The sequence below is a fragment of the Caulobacter sp. ALps2 genome, from assembly GCF_058681635.1.
On the sequence record NZ_CM178743.1, the window covers coordinates 679,810 to 702,196 of the forward strand.

The 22,387-nt window shown below is 68.0% G+C and carries 18 protein-coding genes and 1 pseudogene; 13 read left to right on the forward strand and 6 right to left on the reverse strand.

All coding sequences use genetic code 11. The features are described from left to right. Positions 1-275 precede the first annotated feature (275 nt). A complete protein-coding gene (locus tag ACW173_RS03020) occupies positions 276-1,754 on the forward strand; it encodes a PAS domain S-box protein (protein WP_492083412.1) in 1,479 nt (492 codons plus the stop codon). Then, positions 1,747-2,355, forward strand: a complete 609-nt coding sequence (gene fixJ, locus ACW173_RS03025) for a response regulator FixJ (RefSeq protein WP_492083413.1) — start codon at positions 1,747-1,749, stop codon at positions 2,353-2,355. Before ACW173_RS03020 ends, fixJ begins: the two co-directional genes overlap by 8 nt. Here fixJ and fixT read toward each other — a convergent pair. Continuing rightward, positions 2,352-2,723: an oxygen-responsive sensory/signaling system negative regulator FixT gene (gene fixT / locus ACW173_RS03030; RefSeq protein WP_492083414.1), complete on the reverse strand. Its 372-nt coding sequence runs from the start codon at positions 2,721-2,723 to the stop codon at positions 2,352-2,354. The two genes, fixJ and fixT, sit on opposite strands and share 4 nt — an antisense overlap. Positions 2,724-2,827: 104 nt before the next feature. Here fixT and fixK point away from each other — a divergent pair, with 104 nt between their 5' ends. Beyond that, complete coding sequence (fixK, locus tag ACW173_RS03035) at positions 2,828-3,484, forward strand: transcriptional regulator FixK (RefSeq protein WP_492083415.1); 657 nt, start codon at positions 2,828-2,830, stop codon at positions 3,482-3,484. Here fixK and ACW173_RS03040 read toward each other — a convergent pair. After that, on the reverse strand, positions 3,481-4,794 hold the full coding sequence (locus ACW173_RS03040) for an MFS transporter (protein WP_492083416.1): 1,314 nt from the start codon (positions 4,792-4,794) through the stop codon (positions 3,481-3,483). The two genes, fixK and ACW173_RS03040, sit on opposite strands and share 4 nt — an antisense overlap. A 235-nt stretch (positions 4,795-5,029) precedes the next feature. Between ACW173_RS03040 and motA the strand changes: the two genes are divergently transcribed. The 3 genes from motA (at position 5,030) to mnmC2 (ending at position 8,309) form a co-directional block, all read left to right on the forward strand. After that, positions 5,030-5,896, forward strand: a complete 867-nt coding sequence (gene motA / locus ACW173_RS03045; protein WP_492083417.1) for a flagellar motor stator protein MotA — start codon at positions 5,030-5,032, stop codon at positions 5,894-5,896. A gap of 127 nt (positions 5,897-6,023) precedes the next feature. Beyond that, a complete protein-coding gene (locus tag ACW173_RS03050) occupies positions 6,024-6,362 on the forward strand; it encodes a hypothetical protein (RefSeq protein WP_492083418.1) in 339 nt (112 codons plus the stop codon). Positions 6,363-6,578: 216 nt separating this feature from the next. Further along, on the forward strand, positions 6,579-8,309 hold the full coding sequence (gene mnmC2, locus ACW173_RS03055; RefSeq protein WP_492083419.1) for a tRNA (5-methylaminomethyl-2-thiouridine)(34)-methyltransferase MnmC2: 1,731 nt from the start codon (positions 6,579-6,581) through the stop codon (positions 8,307-8,309). Between the two features lie 242 nt (positions 8,310-8,551). On the opposite strand, the gene ACW173_RS03060 is transcribed toward mnmC2, so the two are convergent. Beyond that, a complete protein-coding gene (locus ACW173_RS03060) occupies positions 8,552-9,781 on the reverse strand; it encodes an OmpA family protein (RefSeq protein ID WP_492083420.1) in 1,230 nt (409 codons plus the stop codon). Between the two features lie 254 nt (positions 9,782-10,035). Between ACW173_RS03060 and sapA the strand changes: the two genes are divergently transcribed. Together sapA and ACW173_RS03070 are read left to right on the forward strand one after the other, a co-directional pair. Next, entirely contained in the window at positions 10,036-12,039 is a 2,004-nt protein-coding gene (gene sapA, locus ACW173_RS03065) for a protease SapA (RefSeq protein WP_492083421.1), read from the forward strand. A gap of 60 nt (positions 12,040-12,099) precedes the next feature. Further along, the gene (locus ACW173_RS03070; RefSeq protein WP_492083422.1) at positions 12,100-12,309 is read left to right on the forward strand and encodes a DUF5961 family protein; all 210 of its coding nucleotides are present in this window, start codon (positions 12,100-12,102) and stop codon (positions 12,307-12,309) included. Here ACW173_RS03070 and ACW173_RS03075 read toward each other — a convergent pair. Next, positions 12,306-12,683 (reverse strand): hypothetical protein, encoded by a 378-nt coding sequence (locus tag ACW173_RS03075; RefSeq protein ID WP_492083423.1) that lies wholly within the window; start codon positions 12,681-12,683, stop codon positions 12,306-12,308. The two genes, ACW173_RS03070 and ACW173_RS03075, sit on opposite strands and share 4 nt — an antisense overlap. A 128-nt stretch (positions 12,684-12,811) precedes the next feature. On the opposite strand from ACW173_RS03075, the gene ACW173_RS03080 reads away from it, so the two are divergent. Next, entirely contained in the window at positions 12,812-14,026 is a 1,215-nt protein-coding gene (locus ACW173_RS03080; RefSeq protein ID WP_492083424.1) for an NAD(P)/FAD-dependent oxidoreductase, read from the forward strand. 51 nt (positions 14,027-14,077) lie between these two features. On the opposite strand, the gene ACW173_RS03085 is transcribed toward ACW173_RS03080, so the two are convergent. After that, the gene (locus tag ACW173_RS03085; protein ID WP_492083425.1) at positions 14,078-16,171 is read right to left on the reverse strand and encodes a catalase; all 2,094 of its coding nucleotides are present in this window, start codon (positions 16,169-16,171) and stop codon (positions 14,078-14,080) included. A 543-nt stretch (positions 16,172-16,714) separates the two neighbouring features. On the opposite strand from ACW173_RS03085, the gene ahpC reads away from it, so the two are divergent. The 3 genes and pseudogenes from ahpC to ACW173_RS03100 form a co-directional block, all read left to right on the forward strand. After that, complete coding sequence (ahpC, locus tag ACW173_RS03090; protein ID WP_454761490.1) at positions 16,715-17,278, forward strand: alkyl hydroperoxide reductase subunit C; 564 nt, start codon at positions 16,715-16,717, stop codon at positions 17,276-17,278. Between the two features lie 129 nt (positions 17,279-17,407). Then, positions 17,408-18,994: an alkyl hydroperoxide reductase subunit F gene (gene ahpF, locus ACW173_RS03095; protein WP_492083426.1), complete on the forward strand. Its 1,587-nt coding sequence runs from the start codon at positions 17,408-17,410 to the stop codon at positions 18,992-18,994. 65 nt (positions 18,995-19,059) lie between these two features. Then, positions 19,060-20,175, forward strand: a pseudogene (locus ACW173_RS03100) (phosphatidylinositol-specific phospholipase C1-like protein); the annotation flags it as partial. Between the two features lie 728 nt (positions 20,176-20,903). Here the strand turns inward: ACW173_RS03100 and ACW173_RS03105 are convergent. Continuing rightward, entirely contained in the window at positions 20,904-21,794 is an 891-nt protein-coding gene (locus ACW173_RS03105) for a branched-chain amino acid aminotransferase (RefSeq protein ID WP_492083427.1), read from the reverse strand. Positions 21,795-21,874: 80 nt separating this feature from the next. Here ACW173_RS03105 and ACW173_RS03110 point away from each other — a divergent pair, with 80 nt between their 5' ends. Further along, positions 21,875-22,381: a MarR family winged helix-turn-helix transcriptional regulator gene (locus tag ACW173_RS03110; RefSeq protein WP_492083428.1), complete on the forward strand. Its 507-nt coding sequence runs from the start codon at positions 21,875-21,877 to the stop codon at positions 22,379-22,381. Positions 22,382-22,387: the final 6 nt, after the last annotated feature.

The following is a 22,387-nucleotide window of genomic DNA, read 5'->3' on the forward strand; positions in this document are numbered from 1 at the left end:
GAAAGCTGGACCAGGGCCCCGCGCATAAAGCGCGGGATGACGGTGAGGGATAGAGCTGAAAGCCCTACTTCATGTTCACCCGGATGTAGGTCACGAACAACACCACGGCGAACGCCGTGAATGCCGCCACCACCAGACCCAGATACGCTATTTGCCCGCCCGACATCGGACCGCTCCTTCTGCTTGAGGAAGGCAGCCTCCGACCTACGCAATGACCGCGCCTTGACCTGGCTCAAACCCGGCCGGCTATAAGGACTTCACGACTGGGAAGACCCATGAAGCCAGCCCGGGGCCTGTCCTCGACCCTGTTCAGCGATCCGCATCCCACCGCCTACCTGGCCGCCTTCGCGGCGGTGATGGCGACGGCGGTGGCGCGCCTGTACCTGCCCGAGGCCTTCACCGCGCCGTCGTCATTCCTGCTGTTCGTGCCGGCCGTGTTGGTCAGCGCCGCCCTGGGAGGCCTCGGCCCGGGCGTCTTCGCCACCACCTTCGCCTGGGGCTCGGTCTGGTGGGTGACCCGCCACATCCCGTTCGACATGGTCAGCGCCCTGTCGGCGGCGATCTTCCTGTCCGTGGGCTTCGGCATGGCCGTGGGCGGCGGCTGGTTCCACGCCGCGCGACGGCGGGCGGCGGCGGTCAACGACCACCTGCGCTCGATCCTGGACACCGTGCCCGACGGGGTGGTGGTCATCGACCGCGCCGGGATCATGACCTCGTTCAGCCCCGCCGCCGAGCGGATGTTCGGCTGGAAAGCGTCCGAGGTGCTGGGCAAGAACGTCAAGCTGCTGATGCCCGAGCCGAACGCGGCCGCCCACGACAGCTACATCCAGCGCTACCACCGCACGGGCGAGAAGCGGATCATCGGGGCCGGCCGCGTCGTGGTCGGCCAGCGCAAGGACGGCTCGACCTTCCCGATGGAGCTGGCGGTCGGCGAGACCAAGGGGCCCGTCCCCTCCTACACCGGCTTCATCCGCGACCTGACCGAGACGCAGGAGACCGAGACCCGCCTGCAGGAGCTTCAGAACGAGCTGATCCACGTCTCGCGCCTGACGGCCATGGGCGAGATGGCCTCGACCCTGGCCCACGAGCTGAACCAGCCGCTGTCGGCCATCGCCAACCTCTTGACCGGCTCGCGCCGCCTGATCGACCGGGGCCGCGAGGCCGACCAGGCCAAGGTGCGCGACGCGATCGACCGCGCCGCCAACCAGGCCCTGCGCGCCGGCGAGGTGATCCACCGCATGCGCGACTTCGTACGCAGGGGCGCCAGCGAACGGGCCGTCGAGAGCCTGTCCAAGCTGATCGAGGAGGCCAGCGCCCTGGCCCTGATCGGCGAGAAGGACCGCCAGGTGGACGTCCGCCTGTCGCTGGATCCGGCCGCCGACGCGGTCAATGCCGACCGGGTCCAGGTGCAGCAGGTGCTGCTGAACCTGATCCGCAACGGCATCGACGCCATGCAGGACCAGAGCAGCCGCCGCCGCGCGCTCTTGATCACCACCGACGTCACCGAGGAAGGCTGGTCGCGGGTCAGCGTCGCCGACACCGGTCCCGGAATCGCCGATGCGGTGCGCGAGCGCCTGTTTCAGCCGTTCATGACCACCAAGCCGCAAGGCATGGGCGTGGGTCTCTCGATCTCGCGCTCGATCATCGAGGCGCATGGCGGCCGCATCTGGGCCGAGGCCAATCCCGGCGGCGGGGCGCTGTTCCGCTTCACCCTGCCGCCCGCCGATCATCAGAAGGATATCGCCGATGACTGACGCAGCTGTCGTTCACGTGGTCGATGACGACGAAAGCGCCCGCGAGTCCCTGGCCTTCCTGCTGGAATCCGCGGACTTCGAGGTCGTGGCCTATGCCAGCGCGCCAGCTTTCCTGGAAGCGCTGCCGGCCGCCAGGCCGGGGGTGATCATCACCGACGTCCGCATGCCCGAGATGAGCGGCCAGGAGTTGGTCGCCCGGCTGGCGGCGCTGAAGATCCGCATGCCGATCATCATGATCACTGGCCACGGCGACATCCCGATGGCGGTCGAGGCCATGCGTTCGGGGGTCGTGGACTTCATCGAGAAGCCGTTCTCCGAAGCCCGCATGCTGGACGCCCTCGAACGCGCCATGAAGGCCGCCGAGACCGCTCCGGTCACCGACGACCAAGCCGCCATCCTGCACCGCCTCGAGACCCTCTCCGAACGCGAACGCCAGGTGCTGGACGGCGTCGTCGCCGGCCACGCGAATAAGGTCATCGCGCGGGAGCTGGGGATCAGTCCCCGGACGGTGGAGATCTATCGGGCCAAGCTGATGACCAAGATGCAGGCCGACAACCTGGCGGCCCTGGTGCGGATGACGCTGTCGGCGCGCGCGGGCTAGGCCCGCGCAAGCACGGCGGCCAACCGTTCGCTCAGCACATCGCCCAGCAGCGGCTTCTCCACCAGCGACACGCCACTCACGCCACGGCGAAGCAGCCGCTCCGCGTCGCCGGTCAGGATGATGGTCGGCAGTCCTTCGACCGGTCCGGGCCAGGCCTCGTCCCCGTCGTCGATGACCACCGCCGCCACGGGGCGCCCATCCGGCCGAGTGGCCACGCGGTAGCCCTCGGTCTCCAGCGAGAAGCGCAGGGCCTCGCGGAGAGGCTCGTCGGCGACGAGCAGCAGGATCAAGGAGCGGTCGGACATAGCGGCACGATGCCCCTCCTCCCCCGCCAAGGCCTTGATCCGCCTCAAAACCGCGAGGGTCATTGGGCCACCCGCGTCCCCGCGTAAGGGGGTTTCCTTAGGCGCGGCTCCCGAATGGTTCGCGCATGGAAAAAGGCGCAAGACCCTACCAACAGAAGGGTCTTTTCATGCTGTCCCCGCTTCGCGTCGACGCCGCCACCATCGCCCTGGATGGGGCCTTCGATCCCGTCCTAGCCATCCCCGGTGCCTGCCCGCATTTCACCCGCGACGAGGAGATCTTCGGCGAGGGTGAGACCGCCACCCACGTCTATCAGGTGGTGTCGGGCGCGGTGCGCACCTATCGCATCCTGCGCGACGGCCGCCGGCAGATCGACGAATTCCACTTCGCCGGCGACTATTTCGGCCTTGAGATGGGCGAGACCCACCGGATCACGGCCGAGGCCATGACGGAGGCCAGCATCCGCATGATCCGCCGTGGAGCGTTGAGCGAGCTGGCCGCCCGGCGCGGCGACGCGGCTCGCGCTCTGTTCCGCCTGACCGCCGAGGGTCTGCAGCGCAGCCAGGACCACGTGCTGATGCTGGGTCGTCGGTCGGCCCAGGAGCGCGTCGTCGGCCTGCTGCTGGACATCGCCGAACGCACCCACGCGACCGCCGAGCTCGACGTGCCGATGGGCCGCCAGGACATGGCCGACTATCTGGGCCTGACCATCGAGACGGTGTCGCGGACGCTGACGACCTTGCAGGACGAAGGGCTGATCGCGCTGCCCACGGTGCGGCACGTGGTGCTGAAGGATCGGCCGACGTTGGAGCGGATGGTGGATTAGACCCCGCCCTCATCGCTCCGCTCCAGCCCCGCGATCGTCGCCTCGTCGCGGGCCTCGCGGTCGCCGGCCGCGCGCAGCATGGCCTGTCTCAGCGCGTAACCCAGCAGCGCGACCAGGATCACCGCGTTCAGCACGAACGGCCCCCAGCCGATCTTCTCGTAGAGCAGCACGAACAACGGGGCGACCACGACGTTGAGGCCGTTGATCGCGGCGATGGCCCCGGCCGCGCCGGCCTGGTCCTTGGCGTCGACCGCCAGCGAGGCGCCCGCCGTGAAGCCCGGCCGGGCGAAACCGTAGCCCAGGCTGGCGATGGCGTAGCCGATGGCGACGGCGGCATAGTCCGGGGCGAAGGCCACGACGATGTTGCCCAGGGCCGCGCAGCCGACGCCCCAGCGCATCAGCTCGCGCGGACCCATCTGGAACATGCGGATCAGGCCCCACTGGGCCAAGAGGCCCGCCACGGCGCCGGCGGCCATGGCCAAGGTGATGAAGCCCTGGGCCTTGACCGGTTCCAGGCCCAACTTGTCGATAATGAGAAAGCCCAGGGTCTGGGTCTGGGCCGTCTGACAAGAGGCGACCAAAAAGCCGAAGATCAGGAACGGCTTCAGGCGTGGGTCCTTCCATAGCGCCGCCCCCTCGCCGCGCCACGGCGCACCGAACCGACGGCGCGGTGGGGTCTCGCCGCGTCCAGGCTTGAAGGTCTCGGGCAGGCCGCGATGGACGACGGCCATCATGACCGCGGCGATGATGGCGAAGGCGAACATCGGTCCGGCCAGACCCACGCCCGGCAGCACGAACAGCGGGGCCAGCAGCGGCCCCACCACGGTGCCCAGACCGAACGCCCCCGCCAGGGTCGCCATGGTCTGGGTGCGTTCCTCCCGGGTGGTGCGCTCGGCCATATAGGCCTGGGTGGCCGGATTGGCCGCCGAACCGAAGCCGCCGAACAGCGCCCGGCACAGCAGGAACAGCACGAAGATCACCATCGGCGGCGCCAGGTGGTGAAGGCCTGCCGACACCACCAAGGCGCACAGCAGCATCGAGATGGAAAAGCCGGCCAAGCCTAGCAGGATCAGCGGCTTGCGGCCTCTTAGGTCCGACTGCCTGGCCCACAACGGCGAGGTGACCGCCCAGAGCACGGCCGACAGCGAAAAGATCGCCGCGACCATGGCGTCGGGGATGCCGATCTGGCGGCCGATCGCCGGCAGCACCGACAACATGCCGGTATTCCCCATCGCGGTCGCGACGGACACGCCGAAGAGGATGGCGAAAGCGCTCCGGTGGTCCCGGGCTGGCTTGATCTCCCCACTCATCAAACGACTGTTAGGCCCCCTCGGGTTCTGATGGAAGCATCAGAACCCGAGATGTTCGATTTTTAGTCGGAGCGTGGCGGGCGCCGAAAACCGCTCACACTTTCGGCCGCCACGCTCCGGTGAGGCCGCCGCGCGATGTGTCGCAGGTCACAGCGCGGCGCCCCAAACGCGTGAGAACCTTGGATTAATGATTAACTCGGATGATGCGCCGTCATTCTAGGGGTCGGGCCACCACATGTTCCAGATCATCGGCATCGTGCTGCTCTTCGGCCTGGTGTTCGGCAGCTACATCATCTCGGGCGGCAAGATGGACGTGATCATTCACGCCGCGCCGCACGAACTGATGGCCATCGGCGGCGCCGGTATCGCCGCATTCCTGATTTCCAACTCGATGACGGTGATCAAGGCCACCCTCGGCGGGTTCGGCAAGATCTTCGCCGGCCCCAAGTGGAAGCCGCAGGACTATCGCGACCTGCTCAGCCTGCTGTTCCTGCTGACCAAGACGATGAAGTCCAAGGGCGTCATCGCCCTGGAAGCCCATATCGAAAAGCCGCACGAGAGCACGATCTTCGCCCGCTATCCGAAGATCACTCACGACCACTTCGCCGTCGACTTCATCTGCGACACGCTGCGGATGATGACCATGAACCTGGAGGATCCCCACCAGGTCGAGGACGCGATGGAGAAGCAGCTCGAGAAGCACCACCACGAGGCCCACCAGGCCGCCCACGCCCTGACCATGCTCTCGGACGGCCTGCCCGCGCTGGGTATCGTCGCCGCCGTGCTGGGCGTCATCAAGACCATGGGCTCGATCACCGAGCCGCCGGCCGTCCTGGGCGGCATGATCGGCGGCGCTCTGGTCGGTACGTTCATGGGCGTGTTCATGGCCTATGGCCTGGTCGGCCCGATGGCCCAGCGCCTCGGCTCGGTGCTGGACGAGGACCACTCGTTCTACAAGATCATCCAGGCCGTTCTGGTCGCCCACCTGCATGGCAACGCCGCCCAGATCTCGGTCGAGATCGGTCGCGGCAACGTGCCCAGCAGCGCCCAACCCAGCTTCGCCGAGCTGGAAGAGGCGCTGTCCCAGATCCCGAACGAATAGGACGACTCGTCTCTGACGAGGCAGGTTAGCGCGTCGTAACTTGCACGCGCTTTCGAACCGGTATTCCTTGCCGTCAACGGACGCCAAAGGGCGGACAGCCCATACCGCCGCAAGCAGGGGAAACCTCATGAGCACCATTCGCAAGCTGCTGATCGCCAGCATCGCCGTCTCGGCCCTGTCGCTGGCCGCTTGCGGCGGCAAGGAGGAAGAGGCCCACGGCGACGACGCCGCCGCCAAGGCCGCCGCCGCCGACGCCAGCACCGTGACCGACGCCGCCTCGGCCCAGGACCAGGCCACCGCCGACGCCAACAAGGCCGCCGCCGACGCGGCCGCCGCGCCGGTCGATCCGGCCGACACCGCCGCGGCCGCCGCCGCCCAGACCGCGAGCGACGCCGCCGCGACGGGCGCCACGAGCGCTCCGGCGGCCGAGGCCGCGAAGCAGGAAGAGAAGAAGGCGGCTCACTAAGCTCCGCTGCACAACAACACCCGTCATCCCGCGCTTCATGCGCGGGACCCATGGTTCAGCCTCTACGTGAGAGCGGTCTTCCGCTCCGCACCTGCGGCGGACGGAATGGGTCCCGCGAACAAGTCGCGGGATGACGGTTCGGGATTGGGTCGCTCTCCAGAAATGGAGCGGCCCTTTTTCGTTGACGCTCCCCCCCGCCGGCGCTCTAGCAGCGCCATGGATCCCACCGCCCCATCCCCCCTCGTCTGGCGCGAGGACGGCCTGCCGCAGTCCAGTCTGTACGGCGACGTCTATTTCTCCAGCGTCGACGGCCTGGCCGAGACGCGGGCGGTGTTCCTGACGGGCTGCGGCCTGCCGGAGCGGTTCTCCAGAGACACCGTCGTCGGCGAACTGGGCTTCGGCTCGGGCCTGAACATCGCCGCCCTGCTGGACCTGTGGCGGCGCGAGAAGCCCGCGAACGGCAAGCTTCACATCTTTTCGATCGAGGCGCATCCGCTGGAGCGCGAGGAGGCCTCCCGCATCCTGGCCCATTGGCCCGAGCTGGGTGACGCCGCCCAGGTGCTGCTGGATCACTGGCCCGGCCGCGCGCGCGGCTTCCACCGCGTCGACCTGCCCGGCTTCGACGCCGTGCTGGACCTGGCCATCATGGACGTGGTCGAGGCCCTGAAGGCCTGGGACGGAGCGGCCGACGCCTGGTTCCTGGACGGGTTCTCGCCCGCCCTGAACCCGGCCATGTGGCGCGACGAGGTTCTAGCCGCCGTCGCCGCGCGCTCGGCGCCAGGCGCGAGGGCGGCGACCTTCACCGTGGCCGGGGCCGTGCGACGCGGGCTGCAAGCGGCCGGCTTCGAGATCGCCAAACGCCCCGGTTTCGGCCGTAAGCGCGAGCGGCTGGAGGCCTGGCTGCCGGGTGAGCGTCAGATCGCCCAACGCCCCGAAACCCTGGCCGTGATCGGCGGCGGCATCGCCGGGGCCTCCCTCGCCCGCGCCGCCCGCGCCGAGGGCCTCGCGGTCACGGTCATCGACGATCCGGACAGCGTCGCGGCCTCGGGCAATCCAGCCGCCTTGGTCACCCCGGCCCTGGACGCCGGCGGCGGCCCTCGCGCGGCGCTCCACGCCCAGGCCCTGGCCCGCGCCGCGACCCTGTACGAGGCCCAGCCCGGCGCGGTGATCGCCCGTGAGGTGCTGCAACTGGCCACCACCGAGCGCGACCCCGTCCGCTTCGCCAAGGTCGCCGAGCAGGACCTGTTCGAACCCGGAGCGATGCGCGTCGTCGACGCCGGTCTGGCCATGGCGACTAGCCTGGTCATCGAACCCTCGATCGTCACCTCCGCCTGGTCCGGCGAGGTCGTCCGCCGCCGCGTCGCTCAGTTGGAGCGTGACGGCGACGGGTGGCGCCTCCTGGACGCCGGTGGCGACCTGATCCTCCGCGCCGACCGCGTGGCCCTGGCCGGGGGTATCGCCACGGCCGACCGCCTGCCCCTGCCCCTGAAGCCCGTGCGCGGCCAAGCCAGCTGGACGCGGGCCCAAGCCCCCGCCCCCACGGCCTTCGGCGGCTACGCGATCCCCACGCGCGCGGGCGTGCTGTTCGGCGCCACCCACGATCGTGGCGACACCGCGACCGACGTCCGCTCCGAAGACCATGCCCGCAATCTCGACACGCTGAGCAAGGGCCTGCCGGGCCTGGCGTCGGCGCTGGCGGACAAGGCCGTCGAGGGTCGGGCGGCGATCCGCGCCACCACACCAGACCGTATGCCGCTGGCCGGGATCGGCGGCGACGGGGTGCTGGTGCTGACGGGTCTGGGCTCGCGCGGCTTCTGCCTGGCGCCGCTGTTGGCCGAGCACCTGGTCGCCAAGATGCTGAACCGCCCCTCGCCGCTGCCGCGCATTTTGTCGCACCTGGTTGAATCTCGGCGTTTCGACTCGCCTGAGACGGGCATCGGCGTATAGTCGAACATGGTTATCGGAGCGCGGAAGCGGTCCCCCTTTCCCGCGTCCCACTCCCATCTCCAAACGTGGCCGGACGCCCCTTCATGCCGGTCACGCGACGGCGGCCCTCCGCCCTCTTGGTCCGCCGGATCGGACGCTCCCGACGCCCCATCGGGAGCGTCTTTTCTTGTGGCCATGGACCAAGAAAAAGGGGCCGACCCTAAGGCCGACCCCTTCCCCACCATCTTAGTCTTCTTATTCGCTTAGAACGTGATCGACACCGTCGAGCGGCGGTTCAGCGGTTCCTTGACGCCATCACCCGTGGCGACGGCCGGAGCGCTTTCGCCCTTCCAGTCGACCGACAGCGAGGTGGCGGCGACGCCCTGGCTGACCAGGCCATCGGCCACGGCCTTGCCGCGACGTTCCGAGAGCTTCTGGTTGTAGGCGTTCGAGCCCGAGGTGTCGGTGTGACCCGTCACCACGATCTTCGAGGCGCCGCCGGCCTTGGCGTATTCAGCGGCCTGCTGGACCACGGCCTGGGCTTCCGGCGTCAGCACGTACTGATCGAACGGGAAGTAGACCACGAACTCGCGCGACTCATACGCCGGAGCGGCCGGGGGCGGCGGCGGGGGCGGAGGAGGCGGCGGAGGAGGCGGGGGCGGCGGGGGCGGCGGAGGCGGCGGGGGCGGCGGAGGCGGCGGCGACCCGAAGGTGTAGCGCAGACCCAGGGTCACCGAGGTGTCCTTGTAGCGGCCCGAGAACGTGCCGACGTCCGTGATCGAACCCGGCGTGGCGCTGGCGTTCTGCGTCACCGAACCCCAGTCCAGCTTGGACGTGCGCAGGTAACGGCCGGTCAGGTCCATCGACCAGTTGTCGGCGAAGTTCCACGCCACGCCGATCAGGCCTTGCAGGGCGAACGCCTGATCGACGTCGTCGAAGCTGGTGTTCTGGTAGGGCGCCGCGCCGGTCGGGACGCCCGACAGCTGGCCATAGACCTTGTTGTGCACCCAGGCCGTACCGACACCGGCGCCGATGAACGGGCTGATGCTGGAGCTCGGGGCCATATCGTAGATGAAGTTGGCCATCAGGGTGGTGGCCTTCAGCTCACCTTCCGGCTCGCCGCACGTCGGAGCGGCGGCGGTGCGACCGACGCCGGCGGTGCAGAGACCGAACGGCTGACCCGTGGCGCCGCCCGAGACGCCGCTGGCGCCCACGCCGCGGACGCTCTTGAAGTCGCTCGGGCGATAGCCGTATTCGCCTTCGATGCGGAAGTTCGGCGTGAAGCGATAACCGAAGCGGCCAAAGGCGGCCCAGTCCTTATCGGCCGAGAAATCCCACTGATAGTTGTTCGTGGATGTCGCCTTGACCGAGTCCGGCTCATGGTAGCCGGCGTCAGCCGCCACATACCAACCACTCGTGGCGCTCTGGGCCAAGGCGCCCGTGGCGGCGCTTAGCGCAACCGCCGCGACGCTGACCAGCAACCGCATTTTCATGTTGTACCCTCTTCAATCGAAATGTCGCGGGCCCGACTTGCCCGGCTCAGCACGACAAACGCGCCATGTTCGAAAACGGGTGTGGCCGATGCGCCACACAACTGCCTAGAATGGAAAAATTGTGGCGGCCGGCGCCATGATCCGGCGACGCTTAGCTTGGCCGGAGAACTGCGCGCACTTGTCGCAAGTAACGGAGATTGCAGGAAAAATCAGCTTTCCCCATACTTCCTGCGAGTGGCGCGTGGAGTACGATCGTGAGCGTTGAACCCTTCCCTCTGGCGACGGACGATTTTTCGGGAACGCCGGGATCGATCTCGGGCGGCGAGCAGCCGAACGCCTTCGTCAACGCTGACTCCCGCGCCGGGGTGGTGGCCGGCAAGACCAGCCTCACGGTCGACCAGGCCGCCTCGCAGCTGATCCGCGGCGAGCCCGGCTGGGGTCCAGCATTGCAGAAGGCCGCGACCGTCAGCTACGCCTTCCGCGCGACGGCGCCGACCACCATGCCCAGCGACACCGCGTCGTTCTCGCAATTCAGCGCCGCCCAGATCATCCAGACCGAGAAGGCCCTCGCCGCCTGGTCCGACGTGGCCAATGTCGTCTTCCAGCGCGTGGGCTCGGGGACCGGCGCCGAGGCCTACAGCAACAACGCCGCCATACTGTTCAGCAACTACAGCAGCGGCCAGTCCGGCGCGGCGGCGTTCGCCTACTATCCCGGCAGCACCTCGTTCAGCAGCATCTCGGGCGACGTCTGGATCAATTCCACCCTGGGCTACAACGCCAACCCGAGCGGCACGAACTATGGCGGCATGGTGCTGGTTCACGAGATCGGCCACGCCATCGGCCTGGCCCACCCGGCCGACTACGACGCCGACAGCAGCACGCCCCTCAGCTACGCGGCCAATGCCGAGTATTACGAGGACAGCCGCCAGTACACGGTGATGTCCTACTTCAGCGAGGCCAACACCGGCGGCTCGTTCTCCGGGATCTATGCCTCCTCGCCGCTGCTGGACGACATCGCCGCCGCCCAGCTGGCCTATGGCGCCAACATGACCACCCGCACCGGCGACACGGTCTACGGCTTCAACGCGAATGCCGGCCGCGACTGGTTCAGCTCGACCTCATCCTCGGCCAAGCTGATCTTCGCGGCATGGGACGCCGGCGGGACCGACACCTTCGACTTCTCCGGCTACAAGGTCGCCCAGACCATCGACCTGCGCTCGGGCTACTTCTCCAGCGTCGGCGGCCTGACCGGCAATGTCACCATCGCCATGGGCGCGACGATCGAGAATGCGATCGGCGGCACGGCGGCCGACACCATCAATGGCAACGCCGTCGCTAACCGCATCGTAGGCGGCGCGGGCAACGATATCATCGACGGCGGCCGGGGCGTCGACACCGCCGTCTACGTCGGCAAGTTCTCGAGCTACGCCATCAGCGCCAAGGCCGACGGCGGCTGGCAGATCAAGGACAATGGCGGAGCCGGCGAAGGCTCCGACAGCGTCATCAACCTCGAGAGCCTGATCTTCTCGGACCGCACGGTGTCGATCGTCGACAGCCGCGTGGCGATGGCCATGACCAACGTGCTGCGCGTCGCCCCCTTCTCGGTCGGCGGCGACGCGACCACCAAGGCCTTCGCCGCCAGCATGGCCGGGGGAACCAGCTATGCCGACACCATCACCCAGGTGACCAAGGCGGCGATCTCGACCAGCGAGGTGGCGGTCCTGGCCTACCAGTTCTTCACCGGCAAGACGCCGACGGCGGCGGGCATGGACTATCTGGTCAACCCCGACGGCCCGAACGCCAACAACCTCAACAGCGCCTACTACCAGTCGTTCAACATCGAGAACCGCTACATCAATTTCGCGGTCAATCTGGGCAAGGTCGGCGAAGGCGCGGCCAGCTTCGCCGCGACGTATGGGAGCGCCACGCTGGAAGACGTCACCAGCGCGGCCTACGCCAGGATCTTCGGTACGGCTCCCACCGCCGCCAAGGTCCACGACCTGCTGGACACGACCTTCAGCTTCGGCGGTCAAACGATCACCCGGGCCCAGTACTTCGCTTACTACGGCCAGGACGGGATCAACGGCCAGGGGACCAAGGCGGCCATGGTCGGCTGGCTGATGGCCGAGGCCGCCAAGGCCGACATCGGCCTCTACGCCAAATCGGCCGACGCCCTGTTCGCCGACCAGGTCAGCCACAACGTCTTCGGCGTCGACCTGATCGGGACCTACGCCAAGCCGGAATATAACTTGGTCTGACGACCGTCCGCGGCGAATCCAATCGCGCCGCCAGGCGTTGTGCGGGGGCAGGAGACCGCCATGCCCTTCACCGTTCGCGCCCACGGCCGCCACGGCCGCTCCATCGACGAGCCCAGTCCGGAGGCGGCCGCGCTGGCCTATCTCGAGGACGTCGCGCACGACGCCGATGAGGACGAGACGGTGGCGGTGATCGTTCGCGACGACGACACCGGCCGCGAGCAGTGCTTCCGCGTCGATCTGATGACGGGCGAGACCGCGCCCTGCGGCTAGGGTTTGGACGGCTTGCCCGGCCTGGCCTTGAGAATGGCCAGGGCTTCCCATGGCTTGCCCTTGACCGCCACCCCGGCCGCCAACCCCGCGACGAAGGCGCCGCTGGGATGGGCCTGGATCAGGTCGACGATCCGCTGCTCGACCGAGGGTCGCCGATGGCGCGCCCGATGGCGCTTGTGCGCCAGGCTCCACACCGCGACCGTGACCCCCGCCAGAGCCGTGACGGCCACATAGGCCCAGGCTCGCCCCACATGCGGCGCGAGGAACGCGAAGATCGCCATGGCCCCCGTCACCGCCGCGATCGCCGCCGCCATGATCAGCCCGGCGCCCGTCATCAGCCGTGAAATCAGGTCATCGATGAAGTCGTCCAGCATTTGTCGAGCCTCCAGCCTTTCGGGGTCAACGCCGGAGATGGATTTTGGTGACGGGCCGACGATGACACCCCGCGGCGAGGAACCGCCACCGGCCTCAAGAGCTAAGCCTCCGCTTCAGGGAGGCCTTGATGACCGGAACCACGATCAAACGCGACCTCAGGACCGGGCGATCGCTTTGGGCCGATAGCCCCGGCCTGGGGGTTCCGACGCGTCCGCTGACCGCCGCGATCAGCGTCGATGTCGCCATTGTCGGCGCCGGGATCAGCGGCGCCTTCATGGCCCATGAACTCTCGAAGGATCGCTCGGTCGCTGTATTGGATCGACGCGCGCCGCTGATGGGTTCGACCCTGGCGTCGACCGCGCTGCTGCAGTGGGAGATCGATCTGCCGCTCACGGCGCTCGCCAAGACGATCGGCGCGGCGAAGGCCCGGCGGGCCTATCTCAGATCGCGACAGGCGGTGGACGCGCTGAAACGCATCGTGGCCGAAGAGCGGATCGTCTGCGGGCTGAAGGACAAGTCTTCATTGTACCTGACGGGCGACGCCCACGGCCATCGCGCGCTGGAAGCCGAGGCGCTGGCCCGCGCGGAGATCGGCCTGGATAGCCGGTATCTGGATGCCGCGGGCTTGCGCGAGCGGTTCAGCGTGGAGCGCACCGGCGCCGTCCTCTCAAGCGGTTCGGCCAGCGGCGACCCGGCTCGCCTGGCGGCGGCGCTGCTGAGGCGCGCCCATGCGCGCGGCGCGCGGATCTGGTCGCCTGTCGAGGCGTTGCGGGCCGTCAGCGATCCGGACGGGGTGACCCTGCTGACCGACACCGATCACGCGGTGCGCGCGAAGTCGGTGGTGTTCTGTTGCGGATACGAGTTTCCCAAGAGTGTCCCGACCTCGGGGGCGGAGATCATCTCGACCTGGGCGATCGCCTCGAAGCCGCGTCAGCGCTGTCCCGCTTGGCTGAGGGATGTCTTGGTATGGGAAGCCTCCGATCCCTATCTCTATCTGCGCATGGGGGGCGACGGTCGCCTGATCGTCGGCGGCGAGGATGAAGCCTCAGCGACCGCGCACCAGGACAAGACGAAACTGAAGCGCAAGTGCGAGATCCTCACCACCAAGCTACGGCGGTTGTTGCCGGACACCCCGTTCGAGATCGACTACGGCTGGGCCGGCGCCTTTGGCGAAAGCGCGACGGGCCTGCCCAGCATCGGGCCGGTCGAGAACATGGATCACACCTGGGCCGTGATGGGTTTCGGCGGCAACGGCATCACCTATTCGGTCATCGCCTCGCAGATCGTCGCGGCCGAGATCCGGGGTCAACACGACCCAGATGCGGATCTGTACAGGGCCTGACCCGAGGTGACGCGCGCGGCCTGGCGGCCGCGAGCGCCACCTCGCGGTGCGTTAGGCCAGGGTCCGCACCTTCGGCTCGCGATCCCAGAACCGCTTGGCCGCCGCCGCGATGAAATCGCCGCCCAGGTCGGTGACGCCGTCGTCCGGCTCGACGCCCGCCTTGTCGAGCAAAGGCTTGGCCTCGTCCGTGGCGCCGATGGCCTTCAGGTGGCCGAAGGCGTCCATGACGAACTGGACGGCGGCGGCCTCCTTGAGCAAAGCCGCGCAGCCGTCTTCCGATAGGACCAGCGCGATCGCGTCCACGGTCACCGAGGGGGTTCCGGCCAGCTGGCCGTCGGCCGGGATCAGCGTTCCGTCCGCGCCCTTGGCGCCGCCGATCTTCGGCGCGATGACCTTGGCTACCGCTCCGGCCTTCAGAAGCGCCGCCTTCAGCTTGTCGACCGCCTTGGCGTCAGAGCCGTCGGCGACCAGCACGCCAATGACATGGCCCTTGATGTCGGTGGGCTCCAGCGGGCCGTTGATGATCCGCAGGGCCGGCGACAGCTCCAGGTCCTGAACCGGAACCGCCGCCTTCGAGGCCTTGGGCACGGGCATGTTGAGGCCCGCGCCGACGCGCTTGGCCAGGTCGGGATCGACATTGACCAGGTTGGCCAGCATCCGCGTCCGCACCGCCTCGATGCCGACCTTGGAAAGTTCGAACACCAGGGCCGAGGCCAGGTGCGCCTGCTCGGCCGGGTCCAGCGAGCGGAAGAAAAGCCGCGCCTGGCTGTAATGGTCGGCGAAGCTCTCGGGCCGGACCCGCAGCTTCTCCGCGCCCAGGTCGGCGCCGACGCTGGTGGTCCGGAAGCCGGTCACTGGACATTCGCGCGGCCCGCCCTCCTCGCCGGCCGTCTCGGCCAGGCTGTTGGGCTCGTAGTTGGCGCGGCCCTTCGGCCGCAGCATCTGCATCATGCCGTCACGCTGGAAGTTCATCACCGGGCACTTGGGAGCGTTGACCGGGATCTGGTGGAAGTTGGCCGTGCCCAGCCGGCTCTTCTGGGTGTCGAGATAGGAGAATAGCCGCCCCTGCAGCAGCGGGTCCTCGGTGAAGTCGACGCCCGGCACGATATTGCCGGGGCAGAAGGCGACCTGCTCGGTCTCGGCGAAGAAGTTGTCCGGATAACGATCCAGCACCATCCGACCAATCGGCCGCACCGGCAGCACCTCCTCGGGGATGATCTTGGTCGGATCCAGCACGTCGAACGGCAGGCTGTCGGCGAAGGCCTGGTCGAAGGCCTGGACGCCCAGCTCCCACTCGGGGAAGTCGCCGCGCTGGATGGCCTCGAACAGATCGCGGCGCTGGAAATCGGGATCGGCGCCCGCGATCTTCACCGCCTCGTCCCAGATCGTCGAGGCCACGCCCTGCTTGGGCTTCCAGTGGAACTTGACGAAGGTGACCTTGTCCTTGGCGTCCACCAGCCGGAAGGTGTGGACGCCGAAGCCCTGCATGGTGCGCAAGCTGCGCGGGATGGTCCGGTCGCTCATCGCCCACATGATCATGTGGGTGCTCTCGGGCATCAGGCTGATGAAGTCCCAGAAGGTGTCGTGAGCGCTGGCGGCCTGCGGGTAGCCGCGATCGGCCTCCATCTTCACCGAGTGGATGAGGTCGGGAAACTTCATGGCGTCCTGGATGAAGAACACCGGGATGTTGTTGCCCACGAGGTCCCAATTGCCCTCCTGGGTGTAGAACTTCACCGCGAAGCCGCGCACGTCGCGGGGCGTGTCGACGCTGCCCGCGCCGCCGGCCACCGTCGAGAAGCGCACGAACACCGGAGTCTTCTCGCCGGGGCGCTGGAAGAGATCGGCCTTGGACAGTTCGGCGGCGCCTTCATAGGCCTCGAAATAACCGTGGGCGGCCGAGCCGCGGGCGTGGACGATACGCTCGGGAATGCGCTCGTGGTCGAAGTGGAAGATCTTCTCGCGAAGGACGAAATCCTCCAGCAGGACCGGCCCCCGTGCGCCGGCCTTCAGCTGGTTTTGGTTGTCCGAGACCCGGATGCCCTGGTTGGTGGTCAGGTGGCCTTCGGGGTTATGCGGGCCCTCGTCCGGAACGCGCTGATGGGTTTCGTCGCCCGCGCCGCGCTTGGTGATGAAGCCGTCGTCCATGGTCGCCTCCTAGGATCCCGCCTTTCGGGTCGAGGGCCAAACCCGCGCTGAACGGGGCGGTTCCTGAGGCGCCTTGAATGAGGCGTTAAACTTGTCGCGTGATCCGCGACCCTCCCGGGCGTTGCGGCGCTAGGTGGGCGCCGCCTCCTCCCAAACCTCGGGAAACTTCAGCGCGAACCCGGCGACAAGCTTGCTCATCGCCGTCTGGGACAGCCGCGGCGGCGCGCTGATCCGCAACCGCCCGCGCGGAGCGCCGCCGCCCGACGACGCCGCCGGATTTCGGCGTGGAAGGCCGATCGTCTCTGGCGCCCCGGCTTTCCCACAAGAATTCTTGACCACGTCCTGGGCGCCGGCCGCCCAGAAACCGTACTCGACATTCGATAATTCATCGCCTGATCAAGCCGGCCGGGGGCTAAACCCCAGACCCATCTCGCTTTTGCGAAAGCTATAGATACACTCTATCCATAGAACTAGTTTTATCAATTTGATTAATCGGAAACCGCTTGGCTACAAGGGCGCATCTTCTTCCAACCGGAGCGCCTCATGTCGCTGATCAACACCGAGATCAAACCCTTCACCGCCCAATCCTACAAGGACGGCAAGTTCGTCACGGTCAGCGACGCTGACCTGAAGGGCAAGTGGTCGGTGGTCTTCTTCTACCCGGCCGACTTCACCTTCGTCTGCCCGACGGAACTGGAAGACCTGGCCGACAACTATGACGTCTTCACCCGCCTGGGCGTCGAGATCTACGCCGTGTCGACCGACACGCACTTCTCGCACAAGGCCTGGCACGACAGCTCGCCGGCCATCGGCAAGATCAAGTACCACATGGTCGGCGACCCCTCGGGCACGATCACCAACAACTTCGAAGTGATGCGTCCGGGCGTCGGCCTGGCCGACCGCGGCACCTTCCTGATCGACCCGGAAGGCGTCATCCAGTTCACGGAAACGACCGCCGAAGGCATCGGCCGCAACGCCATCGAACTGCTGCGCAAGATCAAGGCCGCCCAGTACGTGGCTTCGCACCCGGGCGAAGTCTGCCCGGCGAAGTGGGAAGAGGGTGAAAAGACCCTGGCCCCGTCGCTCGACCTGGTCGGCAAGATCTAAAAGACTACCCGCGTCGCCGCCCGTCACCGGACGGGCGGCGCGCGACCCTCCGATCGTTCGCCGCGTTCGATCCTCCCCTCACAATCGAACGCCTAACCTTTCTCCCCTCGGCTTTTTTGGGAGCGCTCCATGCTGGACGCCGGTCTGAAGACCCAACTGACTCAGTATCTGCAGAACCTGCGCCAGCCGATCGAACTGGTCGCCTCCCTCGCGGAAGACGCGGGCTCGAAGGAGATGCTGGCGCTTCTGGAAGACGTCGCCGCGACGTCGGACAAGGTCAGCCTGAACCTGGCCGGCGACAACGCGCGCAAGCCCTCCTTCGCCATCACCCGCGCCGCTGGTGACGCGGACGTCCGCTTCGCCGGCCTGCCGCTGGGCCACGAATTCACCTCGCTGGTGCTGGCCCTCCTGCACGTCGGCGGCCACCCGCCGCGCATCGACGCGGACGTCATCGAGCGGATCAAGGCTCTGGACGGCGACTACCGCTTCGAGACCTATTTCTCGCAATCCTGCCAGAACTGCCCCGACGTGGTGCAGGCGCTGAACACCATGAGCGCCCTGAACCCACGCATCAGCCACGTCGCCATCGACGGCGCCCTGTTCAAGGCCGAGGTCGAGGCCCGCGAGGTCATGGCCGTGCCGACCATCCTGCTGAACGGCGTCCCGTTCGGCCAGGGCCGCATGGACGTCGAGCAGATCCTGGCCAAGCTGGACACCGGCGCCGAGGCCCGCATGGCCGAGAAGATCAAGACCAAGGACGCCTTCGAGGTGCTGGTCGTCGGCGGCGGTCCGGCCGGCGCGGCCGCGGCGATCTACGCCGCCCGCAAGGGCATCCGCACCGGCGTCGCGGCCGAGCGCTTCGGCGGCCAGGTGTTGGACACCATGGCTATCGAGAACTTCATCTCGGTCCCGCACACCGAAGGCCCCAAGCTGGCCTCGGCCCTGGAACAGCACGTCAAAGAGTATGAAGTCGACGTGATGAACCTGCAGAAGGCCGTCGGCCTGGTCCCGGCCAAGACTCCGGGCGGCCTGCACGAGATCAAGCTGGAGAACGGCGCCAGCCTCAAGGCCCGCACCGTCATCCTGTCGACCGGCGCCCGTTGGCGGAACGTCAACGTCCCCGGCGAGGCCGAGTACCGCAACAAAGGCGTGGCCTACTGCCCGCACTGCGACGGCCCGCTGTTCAAGGGCAAGCGCGTGGCGGTGATCGGCGGCGGCAACAGCGGCGTCGAGGCGGCCATCGACCTGGCCGGCATCGTCGCCCACGTGACGCTGATCGAGTTCGACAGCCAGCTGCGCGCCGACGCCGTCCTGCAACGCAAGCTGGCCAGCCTGCCGAACGTCAAGATCGTCACCTCGGCCATGACCACCGAGATCCATGGCGACAACGGCAAGGTGTCGGGCCTGTCCTACAAGGACCGCAACCACGACAGCGTCCATCGCGTGGACCTGGAAGGCGTGTTCGTCCAGATCGGCCTGGTCCCCAACACCGAGTGGCTGAAGGATAGCGGCGTGGCGTTGTCGAACCGCGGCGAGATCGAGGTCGACTATCGCGGCGAGACGTCGATCCCCGGCGTCTTCGGCGCGGGCGACGCGACCACCACGCCGTACAAGCAGATCATCATCGCCATGGGCGAAGGCTCCAAGGCTTCCCTCTCGGCCTTCGACTACCTGATCCGCCAGGTCCCGGCCAACGAGGAGCAGGAAGCGGCGTAAGCGGCCGACTTCAAACCTTCACATAGCGCCGCTAGGGCGAAGCTCTGGTCTCCGGAGTTTCGCCCATGCTGTCCCTGCTCGCCGCCCTGGCGGTCGCCGCCGCCCCCTGCCCTGCTTCCGACGAGAGCCCGACTTGCGTCCGTGAACGGATGGATGCCCTGCGGATGACCGACCTGATGGCGGTTGGCACGCACAATTCCTACAAGCAGGCGATCCCGGCCGACGAGATGGCGGCCATGGTCGCCGCGAAGGGCCAGCCGGCCCTGGGCATCGACTACGGCCATCGTCCGCTGGCCGAGCAGCTGAACGCCGGCGCCCGCCAGCTGGAGATCGACATCGTCGCCGACCCCGAAGGCGGGCGCTACGCCAAGCCGCTGACGGTGTTCGGGCGCGGGACGGTGATGACCCCCGAGGTCGCCGCCGCCATGGCCAAGCCGGGCTTCAAGACCATCCACATGCCCGATGTCGACTTCCGGTCGTCGTGCGTGACCTTCGTGGCCTGCCTGAAGGAGGTTCGCGCCTGGTCGGACGCTCATCGCGACCACGCCCCGATCCTGATCATGATGAACGCCAAGGAAGGCGCGGCGACCATCCCCGGCGGCGTGGTCCCGCTGGTCTTCACCGAGAAGCTCTATGACGACCTGGACGCCGAGATCCGCTCGGTGTTCGGCGACGACCGCCTGATCACGCCAGACCAGGTGCAGGGCAAGGCCAAGACCCTGCGGGAGGGCGTCCTCGCCGGTGGCTGGCCGAAGCTCGGCGCGGCGCGCGGCAAGGTCTTCTTCGCCCTGGACGAAAGCCCCGAGAAGGTCGCGATCTATCGCGGCAAGCGCGCCTCGCTGGAAGGCCGGGCGGTGTTCATCAACACCGATGAGGCCTCGCCGGCCGCGGCCTACCTGACCCTGAACGATCCGATCGGCCAGAAGGACCGCATCGCCGCCGCCGTGAAGGCCGGCTTCATCGTCCGCACCCGCGCCGACGCCGACACCTGGGCCGCGCGGACCAATGATGTGCGCCAGCGCACGGCCGCCCTGACCAGCGGCGCGCAATATGTCTCGACCGACTACATGTGGGCCGACCCGCGCCTGCCGGGCGGCTACACCGTGCGCCTGACCGGCGGCGACGTCGCCGTCTGCAATCCCGTCCGCGCCGCGAAAGCCTGCGGCGGCCTGGCGATCGAGGCCCTGCCCGGCGCGCCCCTGCGCGGCTATCTGCAGCCCGCCGCCCGTCCGGACCTGACCAAGATCCTGGCCCAGCCGCCCGCGCCCGGCTCGCCCCGAGCTCTCGCCGATGCCACGATCTTCGACCAGAGCCGCAGCTTGAAGGACACCCCGCGCTGGAAGCTGGCCACCGACGACGTCAAGGGCACGGCCTTCCACCATTTCGGGACGGCGCTGGGCGTGACCCTGACCCCCGCGAATGCCCCGATCCTCAACGCCCTGCTGGAACGCGCCGGCGACGACCGCTCGGTGGTCGGCGTGGCCAAGACCCACTGGGGCACGCAACGTCCCTATGTCGGCAAGGACTCCGCGCCGGTCTGCGAGCCCAAGCGCGCCGACCTTACGGCCAATCCCGACTATCCGTCCGGCCACTCGGCCTTCGGCGAGCACGTCGCCCTGATCCTGGCCGAGGTCGTCCCCGTCCGCGCCGACGCCCTCTACGCCCGCGGCCGCGACTATGCCGAGAGCCGCTGGATCTGCGGCAGCCACACCGTCAGCGCCACCGAGGCCGGCGTGATGTCCGGCGCGGTGATCTACGCCGCCGAACACGCCTCGGAAGCGTTCCTGCGCGACATCGCCATGGCGCGGGCCGAGGTGGCGGCGGCGATGACGATGGCGGCCAAATGACGAAAAACGCCGCCCAGGTCATCCCTGGGCGGCGTCATCATTTCTAGCGACGGGCGCCAGCCTTAGGCCGGCTGCAGCGCCTCGTTGCGGACCAGGGCCGCGTAGGTGTCCATCAGGTCCAGAGACAGCTTGGCCGGCGTGAACTTGAACTCGCCGATCTCCGAGACCGGGGTCACCTCGGCGGCGGTGCCGACGATGAAGCACTCGGTGAAGGTCGAGAGCTCTTCCTTCTGGATGTGGCGCTCGATGACCTCGACGCCCTTGCCCTTGGCGATGTCGATCACCGTGCGGCGGGTGATGCCATCCAGGAAGCAGTCGGGCTTGGGCGTGTGCAGCGCGCCGTCCTTGACGAAAAACACATTCGCACCCGTGGCTTCGGCCACATAGCCGCGATAGTCGAGCATCATCGCGTCGGCATAGCCATCCTTCTCGGCGGCGTGCTTGGAGATGGTGCAGATCATGTAGAGGCCGGCGGCCTTGGCCGCGACGGGGGCCGTCTTCGGATCCGGACGCTGGTACTTGGCCCAGGTCAGGCGGATGCCCTTGGCCTTGGTGGCCGGATCGAAGTAGCTGGGCCAGTCCCACACGGCGATGGCGACGTGGATTTTGGTCTGCTGCGCCGAAACACCGATCATTTCGCTGCCGCGCCAGGCGATCGGGCGAACATAACAATCTGTGAGATTGTTCTTGGCCGCCGTCGCCTTGCAGGCCTCATCGATCTCGGCCACGCTGTACGGGATCTTGAAATCGAGGATCTCCGCCGACTTGAACAGGCGTTCGGTATGCTCGGTCAGCTTGAAAATCTCGCCGCCGTACATCCGCTCGCCCTCGAAGACCGAGGACGCGTAGTGAAGGCCATGGGTCAAAATATGCACCTTCGCCTCGCGCCAGGGTACGAACTGGCCATCCAGCCAGATCCAACCGTCACGATCGTCGAAGGGAACCAGAGACATCGGCCCAAGACCTCCTTATGGGAAACCCGGCCCTTAGACGCCCCGAGGGCGAACGCGTCAAATAAAATGGACTCTTGGTGATGATAGCCCCGCTGCAGCCCGGTTCGGACGATCCCCGTCTGATCCTCCGCGAGGAGGAGCTGGACGGCGGGCTGGAGCTGATCCTGCTGGCCGAGGCCGCGCTTTGGGCCGCGGTCGACGCGGCGCTGGAGAGCGAGACCCTGGGGCTGGGCCGCTCGCACTGGCGCGCGGCCTTCCTGCTGCGCCGTCGACCGGGCATCGGGGTGCAGGATCTGTCGAAACTGACCAGCCTGTCCAAGCAGGCCGCCAGCCGCACCCTGGCCGACCTGCAGAAGGCCGGCCTGGTCGAGCGCGGCTCCGGCGACCTGGACGGCCGCCGCCGCCCGGCGACCCTGACTCCCGAGGGCGTGGCCTTCGAGCAGCGCACGGCCGAACGCTTGCGGGCGCTGCTGGCGCGGGCCTATCGCACGGGCGGGCTGGACGGCGTGGCCGGCACGCGGCGTATTCTGGCGGCCCTGGCCGGTTCTCGGCAGGGTGTGGGCCCGGGCCGGCGCCAAACGACATGACGGGGA

Excerpts from the sequence above, each read along its gene's own strand:
- ACW173_RS03110 (WP_492083428.1), top strand. The coding sequence starts at position 21,875 with ATGATAGCCCCGCTGCAGCCCGGTTCGGACGATCCCCGTCTGATCCTC.
- ACW173_RS03040 (WP_492083416.1), bottom strand. The coding sequence starts at position 4,794 with ATGAGTGGGGAGATCAAGCCAGCCCGGGACCACCGGAGCGCTTTCGCC.
- motA (WP_492083417.1), top strand. The coding sequence starts at position 5,030 with ATGTTCCAGATCATCGGCATCGTGCTGCTCTTCGGCCTGGTGTTCGGC.
- ACW173_RS03020 (WP_492083412.1), top strand. The coding sequence starts at position 276 with ATGAAGCCAGCCCGGGGCCTGTCCTCGACCCTGTTCAGCGATCCGCAT.
- ahpC (WP_454761490.1), top strand. The coding sequence starts at position 16,715 with ATGTCGCTGATCAACACCGAGATCAAACCCTTCACCGCCCAATCCTAC.
- mnmC2 (WP_492083419.1), top strand. The coding sequence starts at position 6,579 with ATGGATCCCACCGCCCCATCCCCCCTCGTCTGGCGCGAGGACGGCCTG.
- ACW173_RS03075 (WP_492083423.1), bottom strand. The coding sequence starts at position 12,683 with ATGCTGGACGACTTCATCGATGACCTGATTTCACGGCTGATGACGGGC.
- fixJ (WP_492083413.1), top strand. The coding sequence starts at position 1,747 with ATGACTGACGCAGCTGTCGTTCACGTGGTCGATGACGACGAAAGCGCC.
- ACW173_RS03105 (WP_492083427.1), bottom strand. The coding sequence starts at position 21,794 with ATGTCTCTGGTTCCCTTCGACGATCGTGACGGTTGGATCTGGCTGGAT.
- ACW173_RS03085 (WP_492083425.1), bottom strand. The coding sequence starts at position 16,171 with ATGGACGACGGCTTCATCACCAAGCGCGGCGCGGGCGACGAAACCCAT.
- fixT (WP_492083414.1), bottom strand. The coding sequence starts at position 2,723 with ATGACCCTCGCGGTTTTGAGGCGGATCAAGGCCTTGGCGGGGGAGGAG.
- ACW173_RS03050 (WP_492083418.1), top strand. The coding sequence starts at position 6,024 with ATGAGCACCATTCGCAAGCTGCTGATCGCCAGCATCGCCGTCTCGGCC.
- fixK (WP_492083415.1), top strand. The coding sequence starts at position 2,828 with ATGCTGTCCCCGCTTCGCGTCGACGCCGCCACCATCGCCCTGGATGGG.
- ACW173_RS03080 (WP_492083424.1), top strand. The coding sequence starts at position 12,812 with ATGACCGGAACCACGATCAAACGCGACCTCAGGACCGGGCGATCGCTT.
- ACW173_RS03060 (WP_492083420.1), bottom strand. The coding sequence starts at position 9,781 with ATGAAAATGCGGTTGCTGGTCAGCGTCGCGGCGGTTGCGCTAAGCGCC.
- ahpF (WP_492083426.1), top strand. The coding sequence starts at position 17,408 with ATGCTGGACGCCGGTCTGAAGACCCAACTGACTCAGTATCTGCAGAAC.
- ACW173_RS03070 (WP_492083422.1), top strand. The coding sequence starts at position 12,100 with ATGCCCTTCACCGTTCGCGCCCACGGCCGCCACGGCCGCTCCATCGAC.